Below are 20168 nucleotides of genomic sequence, written 5' to 3'. Positions count from 1 at the left end.
GTGGACGGACGGTGGGGGGAGCGCCTACGAGAGCTTCGCCATCGGTTCGCGGACCGCATCGGCGCTCTTGCCCAGCGCCACACGCTCGGCCGGAGTCAGCTCCACCTCGATCACCTTCTCCAGCCCCTTGCGACCCAGCTTGCACGGCACGCCGAGGAACAGCCCGCTCATTCCGTATTCGCCTTCGAGCCACGCGGCGCACGGCAGGATGCGCTTCTGATCCTGCACGATCGCTTCGGCCATTTGCACCGCGCCGGCCGAGGGTGCGTAGTACGCCGAACCCGTCTTGAGGAAGCTGACGATTTCGGCGCCCCCGTTGCGCGTGCGGTCCACGATCTTGTCGAGCGCGGTGCGCTCGAGCAGCTGCGTGATCGGGATGCCGCTCACGGTCGTGTACGAGATGAGCGGGACCATCGTATCCCCGTGGCCACCGAGCACCATCGCCTGGATGTCGCGCACCGAGATATCCAGGGCCTCGGCGAGGAACGCGCGGTAGCGCGCCGTGTCGAGCACTCCCGCCATGCCCAGAACGCGCTCACGCGGGAAGCCCGTCGCCTTCTTGGCGACGTAGCACATCACGTCGAGCGGATTGGAGACCACGATCACGATCGCGTTTGGCGACGTGCGCGCCACGTTCTCGGAGACGGTCTTCACGATCCCGGCGTTCGTGTTCATCAGGTCGTCACGCGACATGCCCGGCTTGCGCGCGATGCCGGCGGTGATGATGACGATGTCCGAGTTCTCGGTCTCGTCGTAGCCGCTCGTGCCAACGATTCGCGAGTCGTACAGCTCGATCGGCGCCGACTGCCACTGGTCGAGTCCCTTTCCCTGCGGCACACCGTCGACGATGTCGACCAGAACGACCTGCTTCGCAAGTTCCTTCTCGGCGACGCGCTGCGCTGCAGTGGCGCCCACGTTGCCGGCGCCAACGACCGTGATTTTGTTGACCATGTGTCGGGGAAAATGAAGGGCGGGAGGGATGGCGAAAGGTAATCAGCCGCCCGGGGCCGCGCGCTATCCGCCAACCTGCGACAGGGCGCGCAGGCCACCCACCTTCATCTGCAACAGCTGGTGCTCGCGGGGCTTTTCGGCGAGCGCCTGCCGAAACAGTGGCTCGAGCGGCTGCCCCGCGCGCAGCGGATCCCTCAGGTTCACCTCGTGGTCGCCGTACAGGCACGTCCGCAGGCGCCCGTCCGCCGTTAGGCGGACCCGATTGCAGGAGCCGCAGTAGGTGTGCGACATCGGCGTGATCACGCCCACGGTGCCCTGCGCACCTTCGAGGCGATGGTACTTCGCCGGACCATTTCCGCGCGGCCCCGCGACCGGCTCGAGCGCGCCCAACGTGGCGATGCGCGCCAGGACTTCGTCCGACGGAACCACGTGCTCCCAGGTCAGCTCGCGCAGGTCACCGACCGGCATCAGCTCGATGAAGCGCACGTGAAACGGATGCGTCAGCGTCAATCGCGCGAAGTCCGTGACCTCGTCGTCGTTCACGCCGCGCAGCACGACCACATTCAGCTTGACCGGACCCAGCCCGGCGTCGACCGCCGCGCGCGCGCTCGCCACCGGATCAAACGCGAGGTTCCGACGTGCGATGGCCACGATGCGATCCGCGCGGAGCGAGTCGGCGCTCATGTTCACACGATCGAGCCCGGCCGCGGCCAGCTCCGAGGCCAGCGCCGGCAGCTTGACGCCATTGGTCGAGAGCGCGATGTCCTCCACGCCCGGCACCGCGCGAAGCTGCCTCACCAGCGACGCGAGGTCCGGCCGAATCGTGGGCTCGCCGCCCGTGATGCGCAGGCGGCGGAGGCCGAGCGGCGCCAGCTGCGCGACCACGGCGACGATCTCCTCGTACGAGAGCAGATCCTGCTTGGGCAGCCACTGCAGACCTTCGAGCGGCATGCAGTACTGGCACCGGAAGTTGCAGCGGTCGGTGATGGAGATGCGCAGGTACTCGATGCTTCGACCGAACTGGTCCTGGAGCGTCTCGGGCTGGTTCACGGTTCACCTCCCGTCACCGCGGCCCCCAGACGGGTGGGATCGACCCACTCGCGCGAACCGTCGACGTAGTGCTCGCGCTTCCAGATCGGAACGCGTCGCTTGAGTTCCTCGATGATCCATCGGGCGGCGTCCATCGACGGTGCCCGTCGCTCGTGCGACACCGCAATCGCCACGCTGGCCTCGCCCAGGTCGAGCGTTCCAAGCCGATGCACGACCACGACGTGCGGCGTCTCGAATCGAGTACTGGCCTCGCTCACGATGCTCGCGAGTTCGCGGGCTGCCATGGTCTCGTAGGCTGTGTAGTCGATGCCCACGACGGATCGCCCATCGTTCACGTCGCGCACAGTCCCGACAAAAAGCGTGGACGCTCCCGAGGCGTGCGACGCGACCTCGGCGAGCAACGCCGCGCCATCGATCGGCTCATGGACGAGTGCGCTGCGCATCGGTCAGCCGCCGGCAACCGGGGGAATGATCGCGACCTCGTCGCCCACGTCCAGCCGTTGATCCAACTCGGCGTACTCCGCGTTGACCGCAACCAAAGGCCGCGGCGGCACCGCGTGTGCCGCCCGATCCTGAATGGCGGCAAGGAGATCGCGCACGCGCGCCTCGGGGCCCACCGCCACCTCGATGGAGTCGGCACCGAGGGCGTCGGCGTAGGAGGCAAAGAGGAGGACGCGGACATTCATGTTCGTACCAACTCTACGCGCAGGCGCCCGTTCCCTGCCAGTGGAAAAACAAAACGCCCCGGAGAACCGGGGCGTGCCCACGTGCGGCGCGTCAGTCTTCGTCGTGTCCCTCGCCGTCAGGGAGCGGCTCGAGGTCGGCGACCATCGCGCGTAACTCCTTGCTGGGCTTGAACACGGGCACCGGTCGTGCAGACACCTCGACCGGGCTGCCGGTGCGCGGGTTGCGGGCCATGCGCGTCTTGCGATGCCGAATCTTGAACGTACCGAAGCCGCGAACCTCGATGTTGCGCTGCTCCTGGAGGGCTTCCTTGATCGCGTCGAGGAATGCATCCACCACCCGCGCGCAATCCTTTTTGGAAATGAGCGGGCCCGCGGTACGGGAGATTTGCTGCGTGACGTGCTCGACGAGGTCGGCCTTGGTCATTTCGTTGCCTCAGGAGGGGCAGCCAAAAGCCCGTTAGGTGGGTCGAACATAGACCGTCACCTGTTGAGTGTCAAGCGTTTGTGCCGCTTCGCGTTACCTCACCCCGGACGGCACTCATGAACTGCTTGAACAGCGGCCGGGCGTCATGCGGACCAGGTGCCGCTTCGGGGTGATACTGCACGGCAAACAGCGGGAGATCTCGATGCCGAAGCCCCTCGACTGTCCCGTCGTTGAGGTTGACGTGGGTTACCTCGAGGGCGGGCGCGCCCGGGATGCCATCTTCGCCACCCTTCACCGCAAAGCCGTGGTTCTGGGACGTGATCACCACGCGCCCGGTGGAGAGCTCCTTCACAGGGTGATTCCCGCCGCGGTGCCCGTACGGGAGCTTGACGGTCTCGGCGCCGTAGCTGAGCCCGATCAGCTGGTGGCCGAGGCAGATGCCGAAGACGGGCACCCCTTTGTCGGCAATGGTCCGGATGGCCTTCGGCGCGTAGGCTACCGCCGCCGGGTCACCCGGACCATTCGAGAAGAAGACGCCATGCGGTTCGCGGGCGAGCACCGCCTCAGGCGCCGTCGTCGAGGGAACGACCGTGATCCGGCAGCCGTGCGCTTCGAACAACCGGAGGATGTTTCGCTTGATGCCGTAGTCGTAGGCCACGATGTGATACGGCGCATCGCCCGGCCCCCAGGTGTACTCTCGATCCGTCGTCACCTCGGACGCCAGATCGAGGCCCTCCATGCTCGGACAGGCATCGAGCGCGGCACGCGCCTCGTCTGACGCCTGGTCGCCAACCCCGATGACGCCGCGCATCACGCCAACGGAACGGAGTCGCCTCGTGAGTTCGCGCGTGTCCACGTCATGCAGGATCGGAATGCCGGCCCCCGTGAGCCATGAGGCGAGGTCTCCGCTCGCCCTCCAATTGGAAAACCCGCGGGAGAGCTCGCGCACCACGACGCCGGCGACGTGGGGCTTCTCGGATTCCGGATCCTCGGCATTGATGCCGTAGTTGCCGATCATGGTGGAGGTCATCACCACGATCTGCCCGCGGTATGACGGGTCGGTAAAGACCTCCTGATACCCGGTCATGTTCGTGGTGAACACCACCTCCGCCACGGTGGGCGGGATGCGGCCGCTGAGCCGGCCGAGAAAAAGGGTTCCATCCTCGAGGAGGAGGAACCCCTTGATTGCAACGGGCATGCTCACGTCGGACTATTGCTTGGGGGGCGGAGTGGTCGGCGGCGTGGTGGCCGCAGGCGGCGGCGTCACAGGCACTGCGGCGGCGCCTGCCTTGGGAGCCGTGGCCGGTGCGCTCGAAAATGGCTGGTCGAGCACCGAGCGCGGTACCCGAGCGCTCTTGGACATCAGGCCAAGGACGAACGCGATCAGCAGGAACAGACCACCACCGTACCAGGAGACCTTGGTGAGGAGGTTGCCGGCCTGACGGCTCCCGATGAGCGAGTCCGCGGCTGTGGTGGCGCCGCCGAACGAGGCGGCCAGACCACCGCCCTTGCCCGCCTGGAGCAGGACCGCGACCATCACGGCCAGACTGACGAGGATGAGAATGACGAGCAGAAAGGTATACATGGGATGCGGCGCGGAGCGACGTGGTTCCAGCCGCTAATTATCGCCGGTCCACGCGGCCAAGTGCAAGAGGGGTAAGGGGATGAGATCGCCCCTTCAGCTCCGGACGATCGAGCTCCACCCTTCCGCGTCCAGCGACGCGCCCCCCACGAGCAGGCCATCGACTTCCGGGGCCTCGAGCAGGGTGGCCGCATTCCCTCGGTTCACACTACCCCCATAGCAAATCGGGATCGCGCGCGCCTTCTCGCCCAGGATCGCGAGCAGTTCCTGACGGATCACCTGATGGATGAGCGATGCATCGTCGGGGGTGGCGGTCTTTCCGGTGCCGATGGCCCACACCGGCTCGTACGCGATCATCATCGTCGCAATTGCCGCGGGTTCGATCGCCGAGATGCCGGTGCGGAGCTGGCGAAGGACGACCAGCTGAGTCTCGCCTCGTTCGCGCTCCTCCAGCGTTTCACCCACACAGAGCATCGGGACCAGGCCAGCCCGCACGGCGGCCGCCACCTTGAGCGCGGTCTGCTCATCGGTTTCCCCGAATACGTGGCGGCGCTCCGAGTGGCCCACGAGTGCCATCGTCGCCCCCGCATCGCGGGCCATCGGCGCACTCAGCTCGCCCGTAAACGCGCCCTTGTCCTGCCAGTGGATGTTCTGCGCCCCCACCTGAATGTCCTGGCGTTCCCGCAGTCCGTCGACGACGGTGGTGAGGCTCACGGCCGGCGGGAAGAACAGCACCTGCCGATCGGGGCGACGCGCATAGTGCGCCAGGAACGACCGAAGGAACGCCCGGGTGTCGGACGGTCCGTGATGCATTTTCCAGTTGGCGGCAAAGACAGGACGACGCATGAAGGTCACCGATCGTCGAGGGCGGCTACCCCGGGGAGCACCTTGCCCTCCAGGAACTCGAGCGACGCGCCACCACCGGTCGACACGTGGCTCATGGACGCCTCGAGGCCGGCCTCGGCGACGGCCGCCGCGGAGTCTCCCCCACCCACGATGGTGGTCGTTCCGCGTGAGGTGGCGTCGGCCATCGCATGCGCGATGGCGTTCGTGCCGGCATCGAATGGTTTGGTTTCAAAGACGCCCATGGGTCCGTTCCACAGCACCGTCTTCGCGCTGGCGATCGCGCGCGCATACGACGCCTGCGTCTCGGGGCCAATGTCGAACATCGCCTGGTCGGAGGGAATCGCGTCCCGCCTGACGTTGGTGGCGCGCGCCCCGTCGGTCATGGAGGGCGCGATGGTCGCGTCATGCGGGAGGGTCAGACGAACGCCGGCCCGCTGCACCAGTTCGCGCGCCAGATCGACCCGATCGAGTTCCACGAGCGACTTCCCGGTTTCGAGTCCCATCGCCCTGAAGAACGTGCAGGCCATCGCGCCGCCCACGAGAAGACCGTCCACCTTGGGGAGCAGCGCCTCGATCACGTCGATCTTCCCCGACACCTTGGCGCCGCCAAGGATGGCCACGAACGGGCGCCTGGGGTCAGCGACCGCGCTCCCCAGGTACCCCAGTTCCTTTTCCATGAGGAACCCGGCCACGCATGGGCGGAGGAAGGCCGCGACACCGGCCGTGCTGGCGTGTGCCCGATGCGCCGACCCAAACGCATCGTTCACGTAGAGATCCCCGAGGGCCGCAAATGCCTTTGACAGCGCCTCGTCGTTCTTCTCCTCGCCCGGGTGAAAGCGCGTATTCTCCATGAGCAGCACTTCGCCGTCTCCCATGGCCTTCGTGCGCGCTTCGGCTTCCGACCCAATCGACGTCGGGCAAAAGCTCACGGGCCAGTCGATGAGCCCATCGAGACACGCGGCCACCGGTGCCAGGGAGTACTTCGGATCGGGGCCGCCCTTTGGTCGCCCGAGATGCGAAAGCAACACGACACGAGCACCGCGGGCCGCGAGGTATTCGATGGTTGGCAGTGCAGCGCGCACGCGTGTGTCGTCGGTGACACGACCGTCACCGTCGAGGGGCACGTTGAAGTCGACGCGGACGAGCGCACGCTTGCCGGCGAGCGAGGCGTCCGGGAGGTCGCGAATGGAGCGTTTGTTCATCGAGGCGGGTGCAAGGCAACACGACGACCGACGCCGGCTCCGCGGTTGCGGAGCCGGTGGTCGCCGACCTCAGAGCTTCTGGCCGACGTAGCGCAGGAGGTCAACGCAGCGGCTCGCGTACCCCCACTCGTTGTCGTACCACCCGGACACCTTCACCATCGTGCCATCGATGACGTTGGTGTTCTTCGAGTCGAGAATGCACGAGTGCGGATTCCCGATGTAGTCGGCAGAGACGAGTTCCTCGGTGGTGTACGCGAGGACGCCGTTGAGCGCGCCATCGGCGGCAGCGCGGAAGGCGGCATTGACCTCATCGATCGTCGTCGCCTTCTCCACCTCGACGGTCAGCTCGGTGAGCGACACGTCCGGCGTGGGCACCCGAATCGCGATGCCGTCGATCTTGCCCTTCACCTCGGGGATCACGAGCGAGGTGGCCTTGGCCGCACCGGTGGTGGTCGGGATGATCGACACCGCGGCCGCGCGGGCGCGCCGCAGGTCCTTGTGCGGCAGGTCGAGGATCTGCTGGTCGTTGGTGTAGCTGTGGATGGTGACCATGGCGCCATGGCGAAACCCGAACGCATCACGAATCACCTTCACCATCGGCACGAGGCAGTTGGTCGTGCAGGACGCGTTGGAGATGACATGGTGCGACGCCGCGTCGTACTTCTGGTGATTGACGCCCATCACCACGGTGATGTCTTCTCCCTTGGCCGGCGCCGAGATGATGACCTTCTTCGCGCCACCTTCGAGGTGCTTCCTGGCCACCGGTGCATCGGTGAAGCGGCCGGTGGACTCGAGCACGATGTCGACGCCCAGGTCCCTCCACGGCAGCGCGGCAGGATCCTTCTGTGCAAAGACCTTCACGGTGTCGCCGTTGATCGTCAACGCCTCGTTCCCGCTCGAGACGCTGCCGGCGAACGCGCCGTGCACCGAGTCGTACTTGAAGAGGTGCGCGAGGGTCCTGGTGTCGGTGAGATCGTTGACCGCGACGAAGTCGAGGTCGGTGACGCCGGTCTCCTTGGCGGCGCGCAGCACCTGCCGGCCAATGCGGCCGAACCCGTTAATGCCTACCCGAATCGCCATGTGAACGTGTTCCCCGTGAAGCGGGCGCGTCGCGCGGATCGCGCGCGCGGCCGTATGTGATGAAGCAGATGGTGCGCACCCCGGCGCTTGCCAGCGCGTCGGCACAGGCATTCAACGTCGCGCCGGTCGTGATGACGTCGTCGACGAGGAACACCGTCACGTCCCCGAGTCGCTGCAACAGCGAGGCATCGACCTGAAAGGCGTTGGCAACGTTCGTCAAACGTTCTTCGACTGTCAACCGAGTTTGCGATGGGGTCTCGCGCAGGCGCTGCAACAGTGGTACCGGTACGCCGAGGCCCCAGCGCGCCGCCACACCACGCGCCAGGCCCTCGCTCTGGTTGTAGCCGCGCTCGCGAAGTCGGCCAGGTGCGAGTGGTACGGGGACCATCGCGCGCGCTGCGCTGAGCGTTGACGGAAACTCGAGCTGGGACATGCGGGCGGACAGTTCGTCCGCCACGCGGTGCCAGCCATCGTACTTGATCGCATGGAGCAGGCTTCGCGCCACCGGATCGTCGGCCCAGGCGCACGAGCGTGCAGCGTGCACGTGTGGCGACAGGTGGCGACACCAGCGACACACCGTACCGCGCTGCGGGTGTCCGCATCGCGCGCACGTCGGTCGCCCGAGCGGGGCGACCTGCGCCCAGCAGCGAGAGCACGCGTACCCGCTGGAGGCCCGCGGCATGTGGCGCGCACACGTCAGGCACGTGCGCGGCAGCAGGAGATCCGCGAGATCGGTGGCCAGGGTGCGCCACCACGTCGGTCTGGCGGCCCGGTGAGCGCTTGAGTGTGACATGGCGTCCTCCCGGACGCCTCACTCGCTCCGCGTCGAGTGCCCGAGGGCCGTCCGCATGACTTCGAGATCAGGATCACGGCCAAACCAGCACCGGAACGCCTCGGCTCCCTGCGAGAGGAGCATCGCGCGTCCGTCGATGGCCCGGAGACCGCGTGCGCGCGCCGCACGCACCCATGACGTCTCACCATCACGGTACACGAGATCCATCACGTGCGCGTCACGCGGGAGCCATGCGACCTCCACCGGATGTGCGTCATCCGTCATGCCAACGGGCGTTGCGTTCACCACGAGCGACGCCCCTGACAGCGCGGCCGCGGCGCTCGAGGCCGGCCGTGTGTGCGGGAAACGCTGACGCAGTTCGTTCGCGCGCTCGGGCGAGCGAGCGAAGATCCCCACCGTGGCACCGGCCCATGTGGCCACCGCGGCGCACACACCCGCCGCCGCTCCCCCCGCGCCGAGCAGAGCCACCACGGCGCCCGGTCGGGTGGTGCCTAACGAATCCACGGCGGCTTCGAACCCTGCAACATCGGTGTTGTCGCCGTAGAGCCGTCCCTCCTCATCATGCCAGAAGGTGTTCACCGCCCCCGCCTGCTCGGCGCGGGGCAGGCGCACCTCGCAGGCTTCGTACACCGCGCGCTTGTGGGGAATCGTGACGTTCCCTGCCCCGCGAACTGCACGCAGGTCCGCGAGCACCTGCCCCAACTCCGCAGGCGCGACGTCGAGCGCGGTGTATCGCAGCGGAATCCCGGCGGCCTCGAGCGCCGCATTCTGGAATGCCGGGGATCGCGAATGACCGACGGGATGGCCGAGGAGGACCAGGCGACCAGGCCACGCCGCAGTTCGACTCACGCCGACGTGGCCGCGCGATCCCGCGTGAGGCGGTCGAACACCGAGCGCACGTAGGTCGTCAGCTCATCGGCCGTCGCGCGATACCCTGCGAGGTCGCCGCCAAAGGGATCGCTGATCGCGACCCCCTCACCGCCCGTGGCAAACGCGGACAACAACACGGCTTTCCCTTCGCCGCCCAGGGACAACGCGCGCTCGAGGTGATTCGGCGACATCACCAGGATGAGGTCCGCCGCCCGCACGAGGTCACGCGTCAGCGAGCGCGCGCGGTGATTCGCGAGGTCGAGGTGCCGCTCGAGCGCGACGAGGAGCGAACCGTCCGATGCCGGCGCGCCGTCCCAGGCGCTGGTTCCCGCGCTCTCCACGTCGAACCCGAGGAGGCCGCGTTCGATCGCCTCGCGGCGCCCGATGGCTTCGGCCATGGGTGAACGACAGGTGTTCCCGGTGCAAACGAAGAGGAGCTTCACGGAGCGGCGCAGGCGACGGGCCTGAAACGTAACCCGCGTGGTGGCGCCGCGTCACTTGCGCCGCTCATCGATCGCCGATGAGCCGTGGCAACGACTCCCGCAGCACCGACGCGGGGATCGCACCAGGTCGGATCACGCGCGGGCGCGCCCCCACGCAATCCACGACGGTCGACGGCTCCGACGGCGAGAGTCGCCCGCCATCGAGGACGCGCATACGACCCGCGCGCACCGGATCCGGCCACTGCTCGAGGATCTCGAACGCCGACATTGCCGGCGGCTGTCGAGGGCGATTGGCGCTCGTGCTCGTCATGGGGTCCCCGTACGCGCGGATCAACTGCTGCAGGCCCGTATGCGAGGTCCAACGTACGGCGATGCCGCCCTCCGGGCCGCGCAGCCGATCGGGAACGCGCCGTTCTCCGCCGGGAAGCACGAGCGTCACCGGGCCCGGCCAGTGTCGCGCCGCGAGGATCGAGGCGTCCCTCGTCAGGCGCAGACCGAGTCGCTCGATCATGTCGCTGCCGGCGATGAGCAGAAGAAACGGTTTGCTCGCCGGTCGCTGCTTGAGCAGCACGAGCGCCTCGACCGCCTCACGATCGACCGCGGTCCCGAAGCCATACAGCGTTTCCGTGGGGTACGCGAGCACGCCACCCTCGCGCAAATGATCGATGGTGCGCGGAATCGCGGCGTCGACTTCGCCGGGCGACCAGAACGGGACCGCGATGTTCGCGACGCTCACGCGGGGAGGTCGCCCAGGCGCTCGGCGCGCGCAAAGTCATCAGCCTCCGTCACCTTCATTGCCCGCTCGCTGCCGCGCACGACGACCACTTCGAAGCCCAGCCGCTCACAGAGCGCGGCGTCGTCGGTGGCGACGATGCCGTCGCGGCGAGCGTGGAGGTGCGCGGCTTCGATCATGGCCCGTGGAAACGCCTGAGGCGTCTGTGCGCGCCAGAGCCGCGCGCGATCGATGGTGCGCACGACCCGCCCGTCGTCGTGCACTTCCTTGAGCGTATCCACCACCGGGAGCGCCGCGATCGCACCGCGGCCGGCGCGCGCTTCGGCGATGACCGCGGCGATCGTCTCATCGGTCACGAGCGGGCGGGCGGCGTCGTGAATGACGACGATCCCGGCTTCGTCGGGGAGATCCTCGATGCCGCTCCACACCGAATCCATGCGCTCACGCCCGCCGGTGGACACGAGCAGGCGATCGACGTCGCACTGGAACAACCAGGGGGGCGGGTCGCCGGCGTGGCTGCGCGGCAGCACCGTGACCACGAGGGCGACGTCGGGCCGCCGATGGAAGGCCTGAAGGCTGTGGAGCAGCATCGGCTTCCCGGCGACCCATCGGAACTGCTTGAGTTCCGCCGTTCCGGTTCGCGAACCGGTGCCGGCGGCAACGATGACGACCCCGACATCCGGCGGGGCGGCGGGCTCTGGGCGCAGTTCCGCGGGCGTGGTGTCCCGCGACAGATGGCCTGCGGCGCGCTCGCCGTCGTGGTCGTCGGTCATCGCCTAACGAAACAGGTGCGCGAACAGGGCGCCGATCGTCTCGACCCCAACGACGCGCAGCCCCTCGGGCGGTCGGCGCGGAATGCCGCGCGCCGCCACGAACGCCGAGGCAAATCCGAGCTGCGCCGCTTCGGCCAGGCGCCGTTCGACCTGCGACACGGGCCGGACTTCGCCGCCCAATCCGACTTCGCCAATGAACACCGCGTCGCCGGCGAGCGGGCGGTCATAGATACTCGAGGCAAGCGCGCTGACCACCGCGAGGTCGCCGGCCGGCTCCACCATGCGCAAACCACCGACCACGTTGAGGAACACGTCGAGCGCCCCACAGGACAACCCCGTGCGCTTGTCCAGCACGGCAAGCAGCAGGGCAAGGCGGCGCCCGTCGAAGCCCGTGGACACGCGTTGCGGCGTCCCGAACCCCGCTTTGGCGGCCAGCGCCTGCACTTCGACCAGCACCGGCCGCGTCCCCTCCATGAGGGCCGTGACGGCGCTTCCGGATGCGCGCGACTCGCGATCGGCCAGGAAGAGCGCTGATGGATTGGCCACGCCCGCAAGTCCGTCTTCGGTCATTCGGAACACGCCGATCTCGTCGACCGAACCAAACCGATTCTTCGTGGCACGGAGCACCCGATGGTCCGCCGAGCTTTCGCCTTCGAAGTACAGGACCGTATCGACGATGTGCTCGAGGGTCCGGGGACCGGCGATACTGCCGCCCTTGGTCACGTGCCCGACCACGACGACGGCCGCACCGCTGGCCTTGGCGTGGCGCATGAGACGCGCGGCGCATTCGCGCACCTGACCCACGTTCCCGGGCGCACCCTCGAGATCGTCCGTTGCCACCGTCTGGATGGAGTCGACGATCATGAGACCGGGGCGTGCGCCCTCGGCGGCCTCCAGGACGTCCTCGAGCGACGTGGCGCAGAGCAGCGACACCGACTCACCGAGGCGCAGGCGCTCCGCACGGAGCTTGACCTGCAGCGCCGATTCTTCGCCGGAGACGTAGAGCACCTCGGTGCCGCGCGCGGAGACGGCGCCCGCGACCTGCAGCAGGAGCGTCGACTTGCCGATGCCGGGTTCGCCGCCGACCAGGATCAGGGAGCCCGGGACGACACCCCCGCCGAGCACAAAGTCGAGCTCTTCGATGCCTGACGAGAACCGGCTCGTGCGCGCGGACCCCACGTCCCGCAGTCGCGTGGGACGCGCCGTCGGTCCCGGGATGGCGGCGCGCGGCGCAGCCGCCCGACTCGGCCGCGAGACGACTTCCTCGACGAGCGTGTTCCACTCGCCACACGCGTCACAGCGCCCCTGCCACTTGGGGTGATCGGCACCGCACTCGGTGCATCGGAACGTCGTCTTCGTTCGCAGGGTGCGGTCGGGTCGAGGGGTCAGGCGCTATTCGCGCCGTGGCGCGTAGTTGTCGAAGCGCGTGAAGCGCTTGTGGAAGTACATCCGGACGGTATCGGTCGGACCGTTGCGCTGCTTGCCGACGATGATCTCGGCGAGGCCCTCGAGCGGCGTGCCATCGGCGAGGCGGCGGGGCTCGCCCCGTTCGTCGTGCGCGCCGTCGTAGTACTCCGGCCGAAAGAGGAACATAACGACGTCGGCATCCTGCTCGATGGCGCCGGACTCGCGGAGGTCCGAGAGTTGGGGCCGACGGTTCTCGCCCGTCCGCTGCTCGGGCGCGCGCGAGAGCTGCGAAAGGCACACCACCGGAACCTGCAACTCACGTGCAAGGATCTTGAGCGAACGCGAGATATAGCTGATCTCCTGCTGCCGATTCTCCGAGTCGGCGGGACCCTGAATGAGCTGCAGGTAGTCGATGATGATGAGCCCGACGTCATTCTCGGCCTTGAGCCGCCGCGCCCGCGAGCGGATCTCGAGCGCGGTGAGGCCGGGCGTGTCATCGATCCAGATCGGCAGCGAGCCCAGGATGCCGGACGCCTTGCCCAGATTGCGGAAGTCGTCGTCCGAAAGCTTGCCGCTGCGGAGCTTTTGCGCGTCCACCCACCCTTCGGCCGCGAGCATCCGGGTGACGAGCTGCTCCTTGGCCATCTCGAGCGAGAAGATCGCCACGGGGGTGTGACCGAGGTAAGCCGCGTTCTGCGCCACGTTCAGCACGAACGCCGTCTTTCCCATCGAGGGGCGCGCCGCGACGATGATCAACTCGGAGCGCTGGAAGCCGAGCGTGAGCTTGTCGAGATCGGTGAAGCCCGACGGCACGCCGGTGACTTCCTCACCGTGCTTGCTCAGTTCCTCGATGCGCTCCATCGCGGTCCAGAGGAGCTCCTTCATGCGATGGAACCCTTCGGCCTTCCGCGTCTGGTTGATCTGGAAGATCCGTTGCTCCGCCTTGTCGAGAAGGTCCGCCGAGCTGACTTTGCCCTCGAACGCCTCGCTCACGATGTCGGTGGACGTTTCGATGAGGCGCCGGACGACGGCCTTTTCGCGGATGATGCGTGCGTGGTATTCGACGTTGGCGGCGGTCGGGACGGCGTCCACGATGGAGGCGAGGTAGTCCTTGCCGCCTGACGCGTCCAGCTCGCCGCGGCGCCCCAGCTCATCACTCAGGGTGAGCGCGTCGACGACCGTGCCCTTTTCGCTCAGCCAGAGGATCGCGCGGAAGATGCGGCGATGGGCCTCGCGGTAGAACATCGTCTCGTCCACGAACTCCCCGGCCCGCACGATGGCGTTCCGGTCCATCATCATGGCCGACAGCACGGCCTGCTCGGCGTCCTCGGAAAACGGCGGACGCCGGTCCCGGAACGCGTTACTGCGCGCCTGGGATGGCGCGGTCGAGGAGTCTTCGAGCAAGCTGGACATCTTCCCAGGTGGGGCGTTTCCACGACGGGTTGCGAAGCAGCGCGGCCGGGTGATACGTGACCACGCAGGGCACTCCGTAGTAGCGGTGGATTCTGCCGCGGAGTTTGCCGATGGGCTCCTTCGTCTGCAACAGTGTTTGCGCCGCAAAGGTGCCGAGAGCGAGCAAGACCTTTGGGCGCAGCAGCTCGATCTGACGGACGAGGTATGGTGAACAAGCCGTCACCTCGTCCGGAGACGGGTTGCGATTCCCCGGCGGACGGTGCTTGAGGACGTTGCAGATGAAGACGTCGTCGCGCGTCAGCTGGATCGCACCGAGGATCTTCGTGAGCAGCTGGCCGGCGGGCCCGACGAACGGCAGACCCTGCTCGTCTTCGTTAGCGCCGGGCGCCTCGCCGACACACACGAAATCGGCGTTCGGGTTTCCGACGCCGGGGACCGGGTTCTTCGCCGTCTGGTAGAGCGCGCACCTGGTGCATCCGGCGACCGCCTGGGCGATGTCGTCCAGGCTCTGCCACGGCGATCGCGATGCCTCGAACATGTCGTGCGCGGCCGACCCCACGACGAGCCCGGTCGGCAGGTCGTCGAGGGATATGAGCGCATTGTCGGGAGCGGCCGCGGAGGACTCGGCGGGTGGCGGGGAAACGGTTGGAGCGGGGACAGGACGATGACGCAGATCGGGAGGAATCGGGCGATCTTTCGAACGGGGGGGGGCCCCCGCCCCACTGGGCGCGGCCACCGTTCGGTCGGGAGGCCCTCCCGGTGCTTGCGGCTCGCGTCGCTCCGCGCGCGCACTTCCAGCATCGGCCGCGCCCAGCGCGGCGCGCCAGTCAATCCGCGCACCGCTGGCGTCAGGCGCACGATCACCGCCGGTGCCCACCGCGCCCGCACGAGGGCCCGCGCCCGCACCGACACCCGTGCCCGCCCCCAGCACTCGCAGCACGTCGTCCACGCCCATCGCGTCGAGCACGAACTCGGTTTCGCCCAGTTCGCGTCGTTGTTCGAGGAATCGCCGAATCTGCTCTCTAGGGTCCACAGACCATCCTCTCCACGCGATCGAGAATCGCGTCCGCCACCTCGGCCTTGCTCATCAATGGGAGTGCCTCGGGTTCGCACCCTGCGGCGATCAGTGTCACGCGATTGGTATCCACCTCGAACCCGGCCCCGGCCTCGGTCGCGTCATTGACGACGATGAGGTCGAGCGCCTTGGTGGCCAGCTTGGCCCGTGCGTTCTCGATCACGCGTTCCGTCTCGAGCGCAAAGCCCACGACGACCGTCCCGTCGCGGCGCCGGCCCGCGGTGGAACGGAGAATGTCCGCTGTCGGCGCAAGCGCGATGGCCTCCGGCGCATCCGCCTTCTTGATCTTCTGTTCGGCGACCGACTCTGGTCGGAAGTCCGCCGGCGCAGCGGCCATCACGAGCACATCACTCGCTGGCAGCGACGCGGCCACCGCCGCGTGCATGTCCGCGGCCGACTGCACGGGCACGAGGCGAACGCCGACCGGCGCCGGAGTTCCCGTCGGGCCGGTCACGAGCGTCACGTGTGCGCCACGGCGCCAGGCCGCGGCCGCGATCGCCACACCCATCTTGCCGCTCGAACGGTTTGAGAGAAACCGCACCGGATCGAGCGCCTCGCGCGTCGGCCCGGCAGTCACGAGCACGGAGCGGCCGCTCAGCGGTCCGCGCGGCTCGAGCATCCGGCCGATATGCGCCAGGATGGCCTCTGGCTCGGGCATCCGCCCCGGCCCCGTTCCCTCACCCACGGCAAGTTCACCCACGTCGGGATCGACGACCGTGTACCCGATCTCGCGCAAGTGCGCCACGTTGCGGGTCGTTTGTGGATGCGCCCACATCCGGTCGTTCATGGCCGGCATGACGAGAACCGGCGCGGTCGTGGCCAACAGACACGCCGTCAACAGGTCGTCGGCCTGACCCGTCGCCGCGCGGGCGAGAAAGTCGGCCGTCGCCGGCGCCACGATCACGGCGTGTGCCGCGCGGGCCAGTCGGATGTGGTCCAGCGCATGGCCTTCGGCGATGAGCGCCGCATGCACCGGCCGGCCGGTGAGCGCCTCAAACGTCACGGCACCGACGAACTCCCGGGCCGAGCGCGACAGCACCACATCGACCTCCGTGCCAGCCTGCGTCAGCAGGCGTGCGAGGGACGCGGACTTGTAGCTGGCGATGCCTCCCGTGACCCCAAGGAGGACGCGACGACCCCGGAACGGACGAACGGCTGATTACTCCGAACGCGGCTTCGTGACGATCTTGTAGTCCACATCCCCCCGCGACAGCTCTTCCATGGCCCGCGTGGTGAGCTTCTTCTCGCGCGTCGACGAACGGTCGCGCGGGAACTCGTTGAGGACGCGGGCATACTTGGCGGCCACCAGCACGCCGAGGTACTTGTTGGCCGACCCGCTGGAGATTTCGTCTGGCGTGAAGACTCGCATGAGGTTCAGGAGGTTCCGGGAAACTGCGCGATCCGCCGGTCCAGTGCTTCGACCAGCCGACGAACCCGATCCGACAACAACGGCAACCGCGCGTGACGCACCGTTTCGGCGTCGATGATCGCCGAGACCTGTGCGTACGCCGTCTCGAGATCGTCGTTGACCACCACGTATTGGTACTGATGCACGGCGGCCAATTCATCCCTCGCCGCCGTGAGCCGGCGCAAGGTCGCCGCCGGGTCTTCCGTTTTTCGCCCCGTCAGCCGCCCAACAAGAGCATCGGCCGACGGAGGCAACAGGAAAACTAACACGGACTCGGGGTAGGCGACGACAAACTGACGAGCCCCCTGGACATCGATATCCATCACGACGTGCCGGCCGGCCGAAAAGACCTGCTCCACCTCCGACCGGAGGGTCCCGTAGTGATTGCCGTGGACCTCGGCCTGCTCGGCAAACTCTCCGCGGGCGTGGTGGTCGGCAAACTCGTCCAGCGAGAGGAATCGGTAGTCGCGCCCGTTCTGTTCCCCGGCACGGGGTGACCGGGTCGTGCATGAGACCGAGTACCCCAGGTCCCGGCGACGCTCGAGCAGCAGCCGAGCGATGGTCGTCTTCCCGCCCCCGGAGGGCGACGAGAGGATGATCGGAAACGGATTCACTCGAGGTTTTCCACCTGCTCTCGGAGGCGCTCGAGTTCCTCCTTGATGATCACCACGTCACCGACGATGGCCGCATCGTTCGCCTTGCTGCCGGTCGTGTTGGCCTCGCGCAGCATCTCCTGGAGGAGAAAGCCCAGCCGCTTGCCCACCGGCGCGCCGGTGGAACCCAGCGTCGCCCGGAAGGCCGCATTGTGCGCCGCAAACCGGGAGAGCTCTTCCTGCACGTCCAACCGCTCGGCAAGCAGCGCAATCTCCACCGCAAGCCGTTGCTCATCGAGGACGATGCCGTCGGTGAGCTCCTTCACCGCCGTTCGAAGCCGGTCACGATGCGCTTCGAGCCGCTCAGGTGTACGCACCCCGATCCTGACCAGTGCCCCCTCAACCACGGCCAGCCGCTCGAGCAGAAACGCCACGAGTCTCCGACCCTCCTCCGCGCGGGACCTCGTGAGCTGGTCGGCGGCTTCGTCGACCAACGCGACCAGCTCACCGACACTCGACTCGTCGGCCTCCGGAATGCCGGCCAGGACATCAGGCAAACGGAGGATAGCCGATGCGTCAAGTTCACGACCCAGTTCATGCCGCTCCTGCAGCGTGCGCACGATCGTCACGTAGGCGGCGAACCGGGCTTCGTCGATGACGATGGCACCCGGGGCGCTGCTGTCGGAGCGTGCACTCAGGGTCACGTGGCCGCGGGCGACCTTTCGACGCAGCGCTTCGCGCACGTCGTTCTCCCAACGCGAGAGCTCGCTGGGCAACCGGATGGTCGCATTGAAGAACCGGTGGTTGACCGACCGGACCTCGACCGTCACACGTCGGGCGCCGACCATGCCGGTCGCCGACCCGTACCCCGTCATGCTTCGGATCATGATAGGGGGCGCAACTTATTGCGGCACAACAACCTTGTCAATTGAAGAAGTTCCACCGGACCCCGTAGAACTGCACGGGCCGCGGCGCCAGGAAGCCCGGCACCTGCTCGTACTGCGCATTCATCACGTTCCTGAACTGGTAGCTCACCGTGGCCTGCAGCAGTCGGATCTCGAGTTGCAGGCCGATCGTGCGGTATTGGGTTGAGCGCACGACGTCGCCGTCGTCCACGACGAAGGGCACCTGTGTGCGGTAGTCGTGCGTCAGCGCAAACAGAATGTTGAGGTTGCCTGACGGGAAGCGCGACGGCCAGCTCGTATCGACAAAGAGTCGCGTATGCACCTGGTACGCGGGTCGGAACGCGCGTTCCGCTCCCCACTTGGTGGCGGCGAAGTCCACGCCCACGTCCTTCCAGAACTTCCCGCGCGCCGTGACAAACGTGGCGGTGGCAGCGGTGGAGTCGCCGACCGGTCGAAATCCGGTATCGAACACCACGGGGGCGATCAGCCGCGCCGGGTCGCGTGAGAGAAATCCGATGCCGGCCCACATCCGCCGGAACCGAAGGGCAACCTCGCCACGGTAGGACTGGGGCTGGCCGGAGATGGTCCGGTCATCGAACCGCGTCCGACTCGCGGCGCCACTCAGCGCGAACCACGACAGCGGCTCGAGCCGCGCCGAACCCTCGAGCCGCGTGAGTTCGGCTGCGTCGCGACGCTCGGCGGTTCCCGTCAGAGCAAGCCGCCTCGTGTCCCAGGCACCACGCAGCATGGGCGACACGAATGTGTCACCACCGTTGCGCTCGATCCGCGTCGTGGCGGAAAGGGAGAGCGCCCGCCGCGACCAGCCCACCGCCGCCACGTACTGCGGACGACTGGTGCGAAACGCCGTGGAGTCCGTCGTCGTGTCGGACGGCGCACCAACGCCGGGCTCCGAAGCATCGAGCCGGGACGACTGGCGATGCGCAAATGACGCCGCCATCACCTGCGCCCACAGCTTCTTCGTCGTGTCCTGCCACGCCACGCGCGCGTACGCATCGGTACCCGTGACGTCGATCGGCGGCAGGTTGGCGCGGCCGCTTTCCGTGGTGCGCGGCTGTTCGGTGCGCTCACGGCGCGTGCGCAGGAACGAGCCATCGATACTGAAACCGCGGATCGCCCATCCGACGCGGCCAAACAGCGACAGATTGTCGGCCTCGCCAATGGATCGCGGATCGCGTGTCGAATACTGATAGGCGCCGAGCTGCAGCACCTCGCCGTGCGCAAAGCGTCGGCCGAAGTAGCCGCGATACGCGTTCGTCGAGAGGTCGCCCGTCCCGATGTCCACGCGGGTGGCGGGCGTCACGTTGCGCACACTCCACGTGCGCAGGTGAATCCGCAGCTCCGTCGCACCGCGCTCGATGCGAACGTCCTCCAGCTGCCAGAGCTGGATGAGCGAGAGGTCGTGCGTGCCGCCATTGCGAGGGTCGAGTGCGGGCGCCTCCAGGCCATCGTAAAACACGCGGACCGTCCCGAAATCGCCGAGGTACGCGGCCTGTTCTGGCGACCCGATCCACCCGGTGCGAAAAACGGTGAGTCCCGGGATGCCTTCGAGCAGGTCGCCTAACGTCATGGCGCCGCTCGCGCCCAGTTGCTCGCGGTTCCAGGAGAGGACGCCGGGATGTTCGGTGAGCACGGGCGATTCCGCCGCCGCCAGCGGGGCCTTGATGCTGTCAGCTCGCTTGCGCTGTTCGGCGATGATCGCCAGGTCTTCGCGCATCAGCGAGTCCGACCGCAGACTGTCGGCGCGGGCCCGCGCGAGCGAATCCGCGCGCAGCCGAGCGCGCGCCAACGAGTCGGCCCGGAGCGAGTCGGCACGGGTGCGCACCGTGTCACGCCCCTGGGCAGCGACGGGCGTATGTAAAACGGCCCCGACCAGGAGGCCGAGGCCGGCGCGCGCGAGCCAGCGGCGCAGCATC

Annotated in this window: 23 protein-coding genes; all 23 read right to left on the bottom strand. The window is 67.8% G+C overall.

Annotated elements, in window-relative coordinates:
- Window positions 1-24: 24 nt before the first annotated feature.
- Window positions 25-951 (bottom strand): malate dehydrogenase, encoded by a 927-nt coding sequence (gene mdh / locus IT361_17630; protein MCC6319496.1) that lies wholly within the window; start codon window positions 949-951, stop codon window positions 25-27.
- Window positions 952-1014: 63 nt separating this feature from the next.
- Window positions 1015-2001: a GTP 3',8-cyclase MoaA gene (gene moaA / locus IT361_17625; protein MCC6319495.1), complete on the bottom strand. Its 987-nt coding sequence runs from the start codon at window positions 1999-2001 to the stop codon at window positions 1015-1017.
- The gene (locus IT361_17620; protein MCC6319494.1) at window positions 1998-2444 is read right to left on the bottom strand and encodes a molybdenum cofactor biosynthesis protein MoaE; all 447 of its coding nucleotides are present in this window, start codon (window positions 2442-2444) and stop codon (window positions 1998-2000) included. The genes moaA and IT361_17620 overlap by 4 nt, the downstream gene beginning before the upstream one ends.
- 3 nt (window positions 2445-2447) lie before the next feature.
- Window positions 2448-2687, bottom strand: a complete 240-nt coding sequence (locus IT361_17615; protein ID MCC6319493.1) for a MoaD/ThiS family protein — start codon at window positions 2685-2687, stop codon at window positions 2448-2450.
- Between the two features lie 91 nt (window positions 2688-2778).
- A complete protein-coding gene (locus IT361_17610) occupies window positions 2779-3111 on the bottom strand; it encodes an integration host factor subunit beta (GenBank protein ID MCC6319492.1) in 333 nt (110 codons plus the stop codon).
- 70 nt (window positions 3112-3181) lie between these two features.
- Window positions 3182-4309, bottom strand: a complete 1128-nt coding sequence (gene carA, locus IT361_17605) for a glutamine-hydrolyzing carbamoyl-phosphate synthase small subunit (protein MCC6319491.1) — start codon at window positions 4307-4309, stop codon at window positions 3182-3184.
- Window positions 4310-4321: 12 nt separating this feature from the next.
- Entirely contained in the window at window positions 4322-4696 is a 375-nt protein-coding gene (gene secG, locus IT361_17600) for a preprotein translocase subunit SecG (protein MCC6319490.1), read from the bottom strand.
- Between the two features lie 93 nt (window positions 4697-4789).
- A complete protein-coding gene (locus IT361_17595; protein ID MCC6319489.1) occupies window positions 4790-5539 on the bottom strand; it encodes a triose-phosphate isomerase in 750 nt (249 codons plus the stop codon).
- Between the two features lie 5 nt (window positions 5540-5544).
- Complete coding sequence (locus IT361_17590; protein ID MCC6319488.1) at window positions 5545-6741, bottom strand: phosphoglycerate kinase; 1197 nt, start codon at window positions 6739-6741, stop codon at window positions 5545-5547.
- 69 nt (window positions 6742-6810) lie between these two features.
- Window positions 6811-7821: a type I glyceraldehyde-3-phosphate dehydrogenase gene (gene gap, locus IT361_17585; GenBank protein ID MCC6319487.1), complete on the bottom strand. Its 1011-nt coding sequence runs from the start codon at window positions 7819-7821 to the stop codon at window positions 6811-6813.
- Entirely contained in the window at window positions 7799-8365 is a 567-nt protein-coding gene (locus IT361_17580; protein ID MCC6319486.1) for a ComF family protein, read from the bottom strand. The genes gap and IT361_17580 overlap by 23 nt, the downstream gene beginning before the upstream one ends.
- A gap of 267 nt (window positions 8366-8632) precedes the next feature.
- Window positions 8633-9463, bottom strand: coding sequence for a shikimate dehydrogenase (aroE, locus tag IT361_17575; GenBank protein MCC6319485.1), 831 nt, complete (start codon window positions 9461-9463; stop codon window positions 8633-8635).
- Window positions 9460-9882 carry a low molecular weight protein arginine phosphatase gene (locus IT361_17570; GenBank protein MCC6319484.1) on the bottom strand — a complete coding sequence of 141 codons (423 nt, stop codon included), beginning with the start codon at window positions 9880-9882 and terminating at the stop codon, window positions 9460-9462. The genes aroE and IT361_17570 overlap by 4 nt, the downstream gene beginning before the upstream one ends.
- Window positions 9883-9991: 109 nt before the next feature.
- The gene (locus tag IT361_17565; GenBank protein ID MCC6319483.1) at window positions 9992-10663 is read right to left on the bottom strand and encodes a threonylcarbamoyl-AMP synthase; all 672 of its coding nucleotides are present in this window, start codon (window positions 10661-10663) and stop codon (window positions 9992-9994) included.
- Window positions 10660-11433 (bottom strand): 2-C-methyl-D-erythritol 4-phosphate cytidylyltransferase, encoded by a 774-nt coding sequence (gene ispD / locus IT361_17560; protein MCC6319482.1) that lies wholly within the window; start codon window positions 11431-11433, stop codon window positions 10660-10662. Before ispD ends, IT361_17565 begins: the two co-directional genes overlap by 4 nt.
- 3 nt (window positions 11434-11436) lie before the next feature.
- Window positions 11437-12798: a DNA repair protein RadA gene (gene radA, locus IT361_17555; protein MCC6319481.1), complete on the bottom strand. Its 1362-nt coding sequence runs from the start codon at window positions 12796-12798 to the stop codon at window positions 11437-11439.
- Between the two features lie 27 nt (window positions 12799-12825).
- Entirely contained in the window at window positions 12826-14253 is a 1428-nt protein-coding gene (gene dnaB / locus IT361_17550) for a replicative DNA helicase (GenBank protein MCC6319480.1), read from the bottom strand.
- Window positions 14201-14791, bottom strand: coding sequence for a uracil-DNA glycosylase (locus IT361_17545; protein MCC6319479.1), 591 nt, complete (start codon window positions 14789-14791; stop codon window positions 14201-14203). The genes dnaB and IT361_17545 overlap by 53 nt, the downstream gene beginning before the upstream one ends.
- A 484-nt stretch (window positions 14792-15275) precedes the next feature.
- A complete protein-coding gene (coaBC, locus tag IT361_17540) occupies window positions 15276-16433 on the bottom strand; it encodes a bifunctional phosphopantothenoylcysteine decarboxylase/phosphopantothenate--cysteine ligase CoaBC (GenBank protein MCC6319478.1) in 1158 nt (385 codons plus the stop codon).
- Between the two features lie 54 nt (window positions 16434-16487).
- On the bottom strand, window positions 16488-16697 hold the full coding sequence (locus IT361_17535; protein ID MCC6319477.1) for a DNA-directed RNA polymerase subunit omega: 210 nt from the start codon (window positions 16695-16697) through the stop codon (window positions 16488-16490).
- 5 nt (window positions 16698-16702) lie between these two features.
- A complete protein-coding gene (gene gmk / locus IT361_17530; GenBank protein MCC6319476.1) occupies window positions 16703-17350 on the bottom strand; it encodes a guanylate kinase in 648 nt (215 codons plus the stop codon).
- On the bottom strand, window positions 17347-18216 hold the full coding sequence (locus IT361_17525; protein ID MCC6319475.1) for a YicC family protein: 870 nt from the start codon (window positions 18214-18216) through the stop codon (window positions 17347-17349). Before IT361_17525 ends, gmk begins: the two co-directional genes overlap by 4 nt.
- 37 nt (window positions 18217-18253) lie before the next feature.
- Window positions 18254-20167 (bottom strand): hypothetical protein, encoded by a 1914-nt coding sequence (locus IT361_17520; protein MCC6319474.1) that lies wholly within the window; start codon window positions 20165-20167, stop codon window positions 18254-18256.
- Between the last annotated feature and the right edge of the window lies 1 nt (window position 20168).

This window comes from Gemmatimonadaceae bacterium (assembly GCA_020846935.1).
GTDB lineage: Bacteria > Gemmatimonadota > Gemmatimonadetes > Gemmatimonadales > Gemmatimonadaceae > RBC101.
The sequence above is the reverse complement of the archived record's forward strand: the minus strand, read 5'-3'. Positions and strand labels throughout refer to the sequence as shown.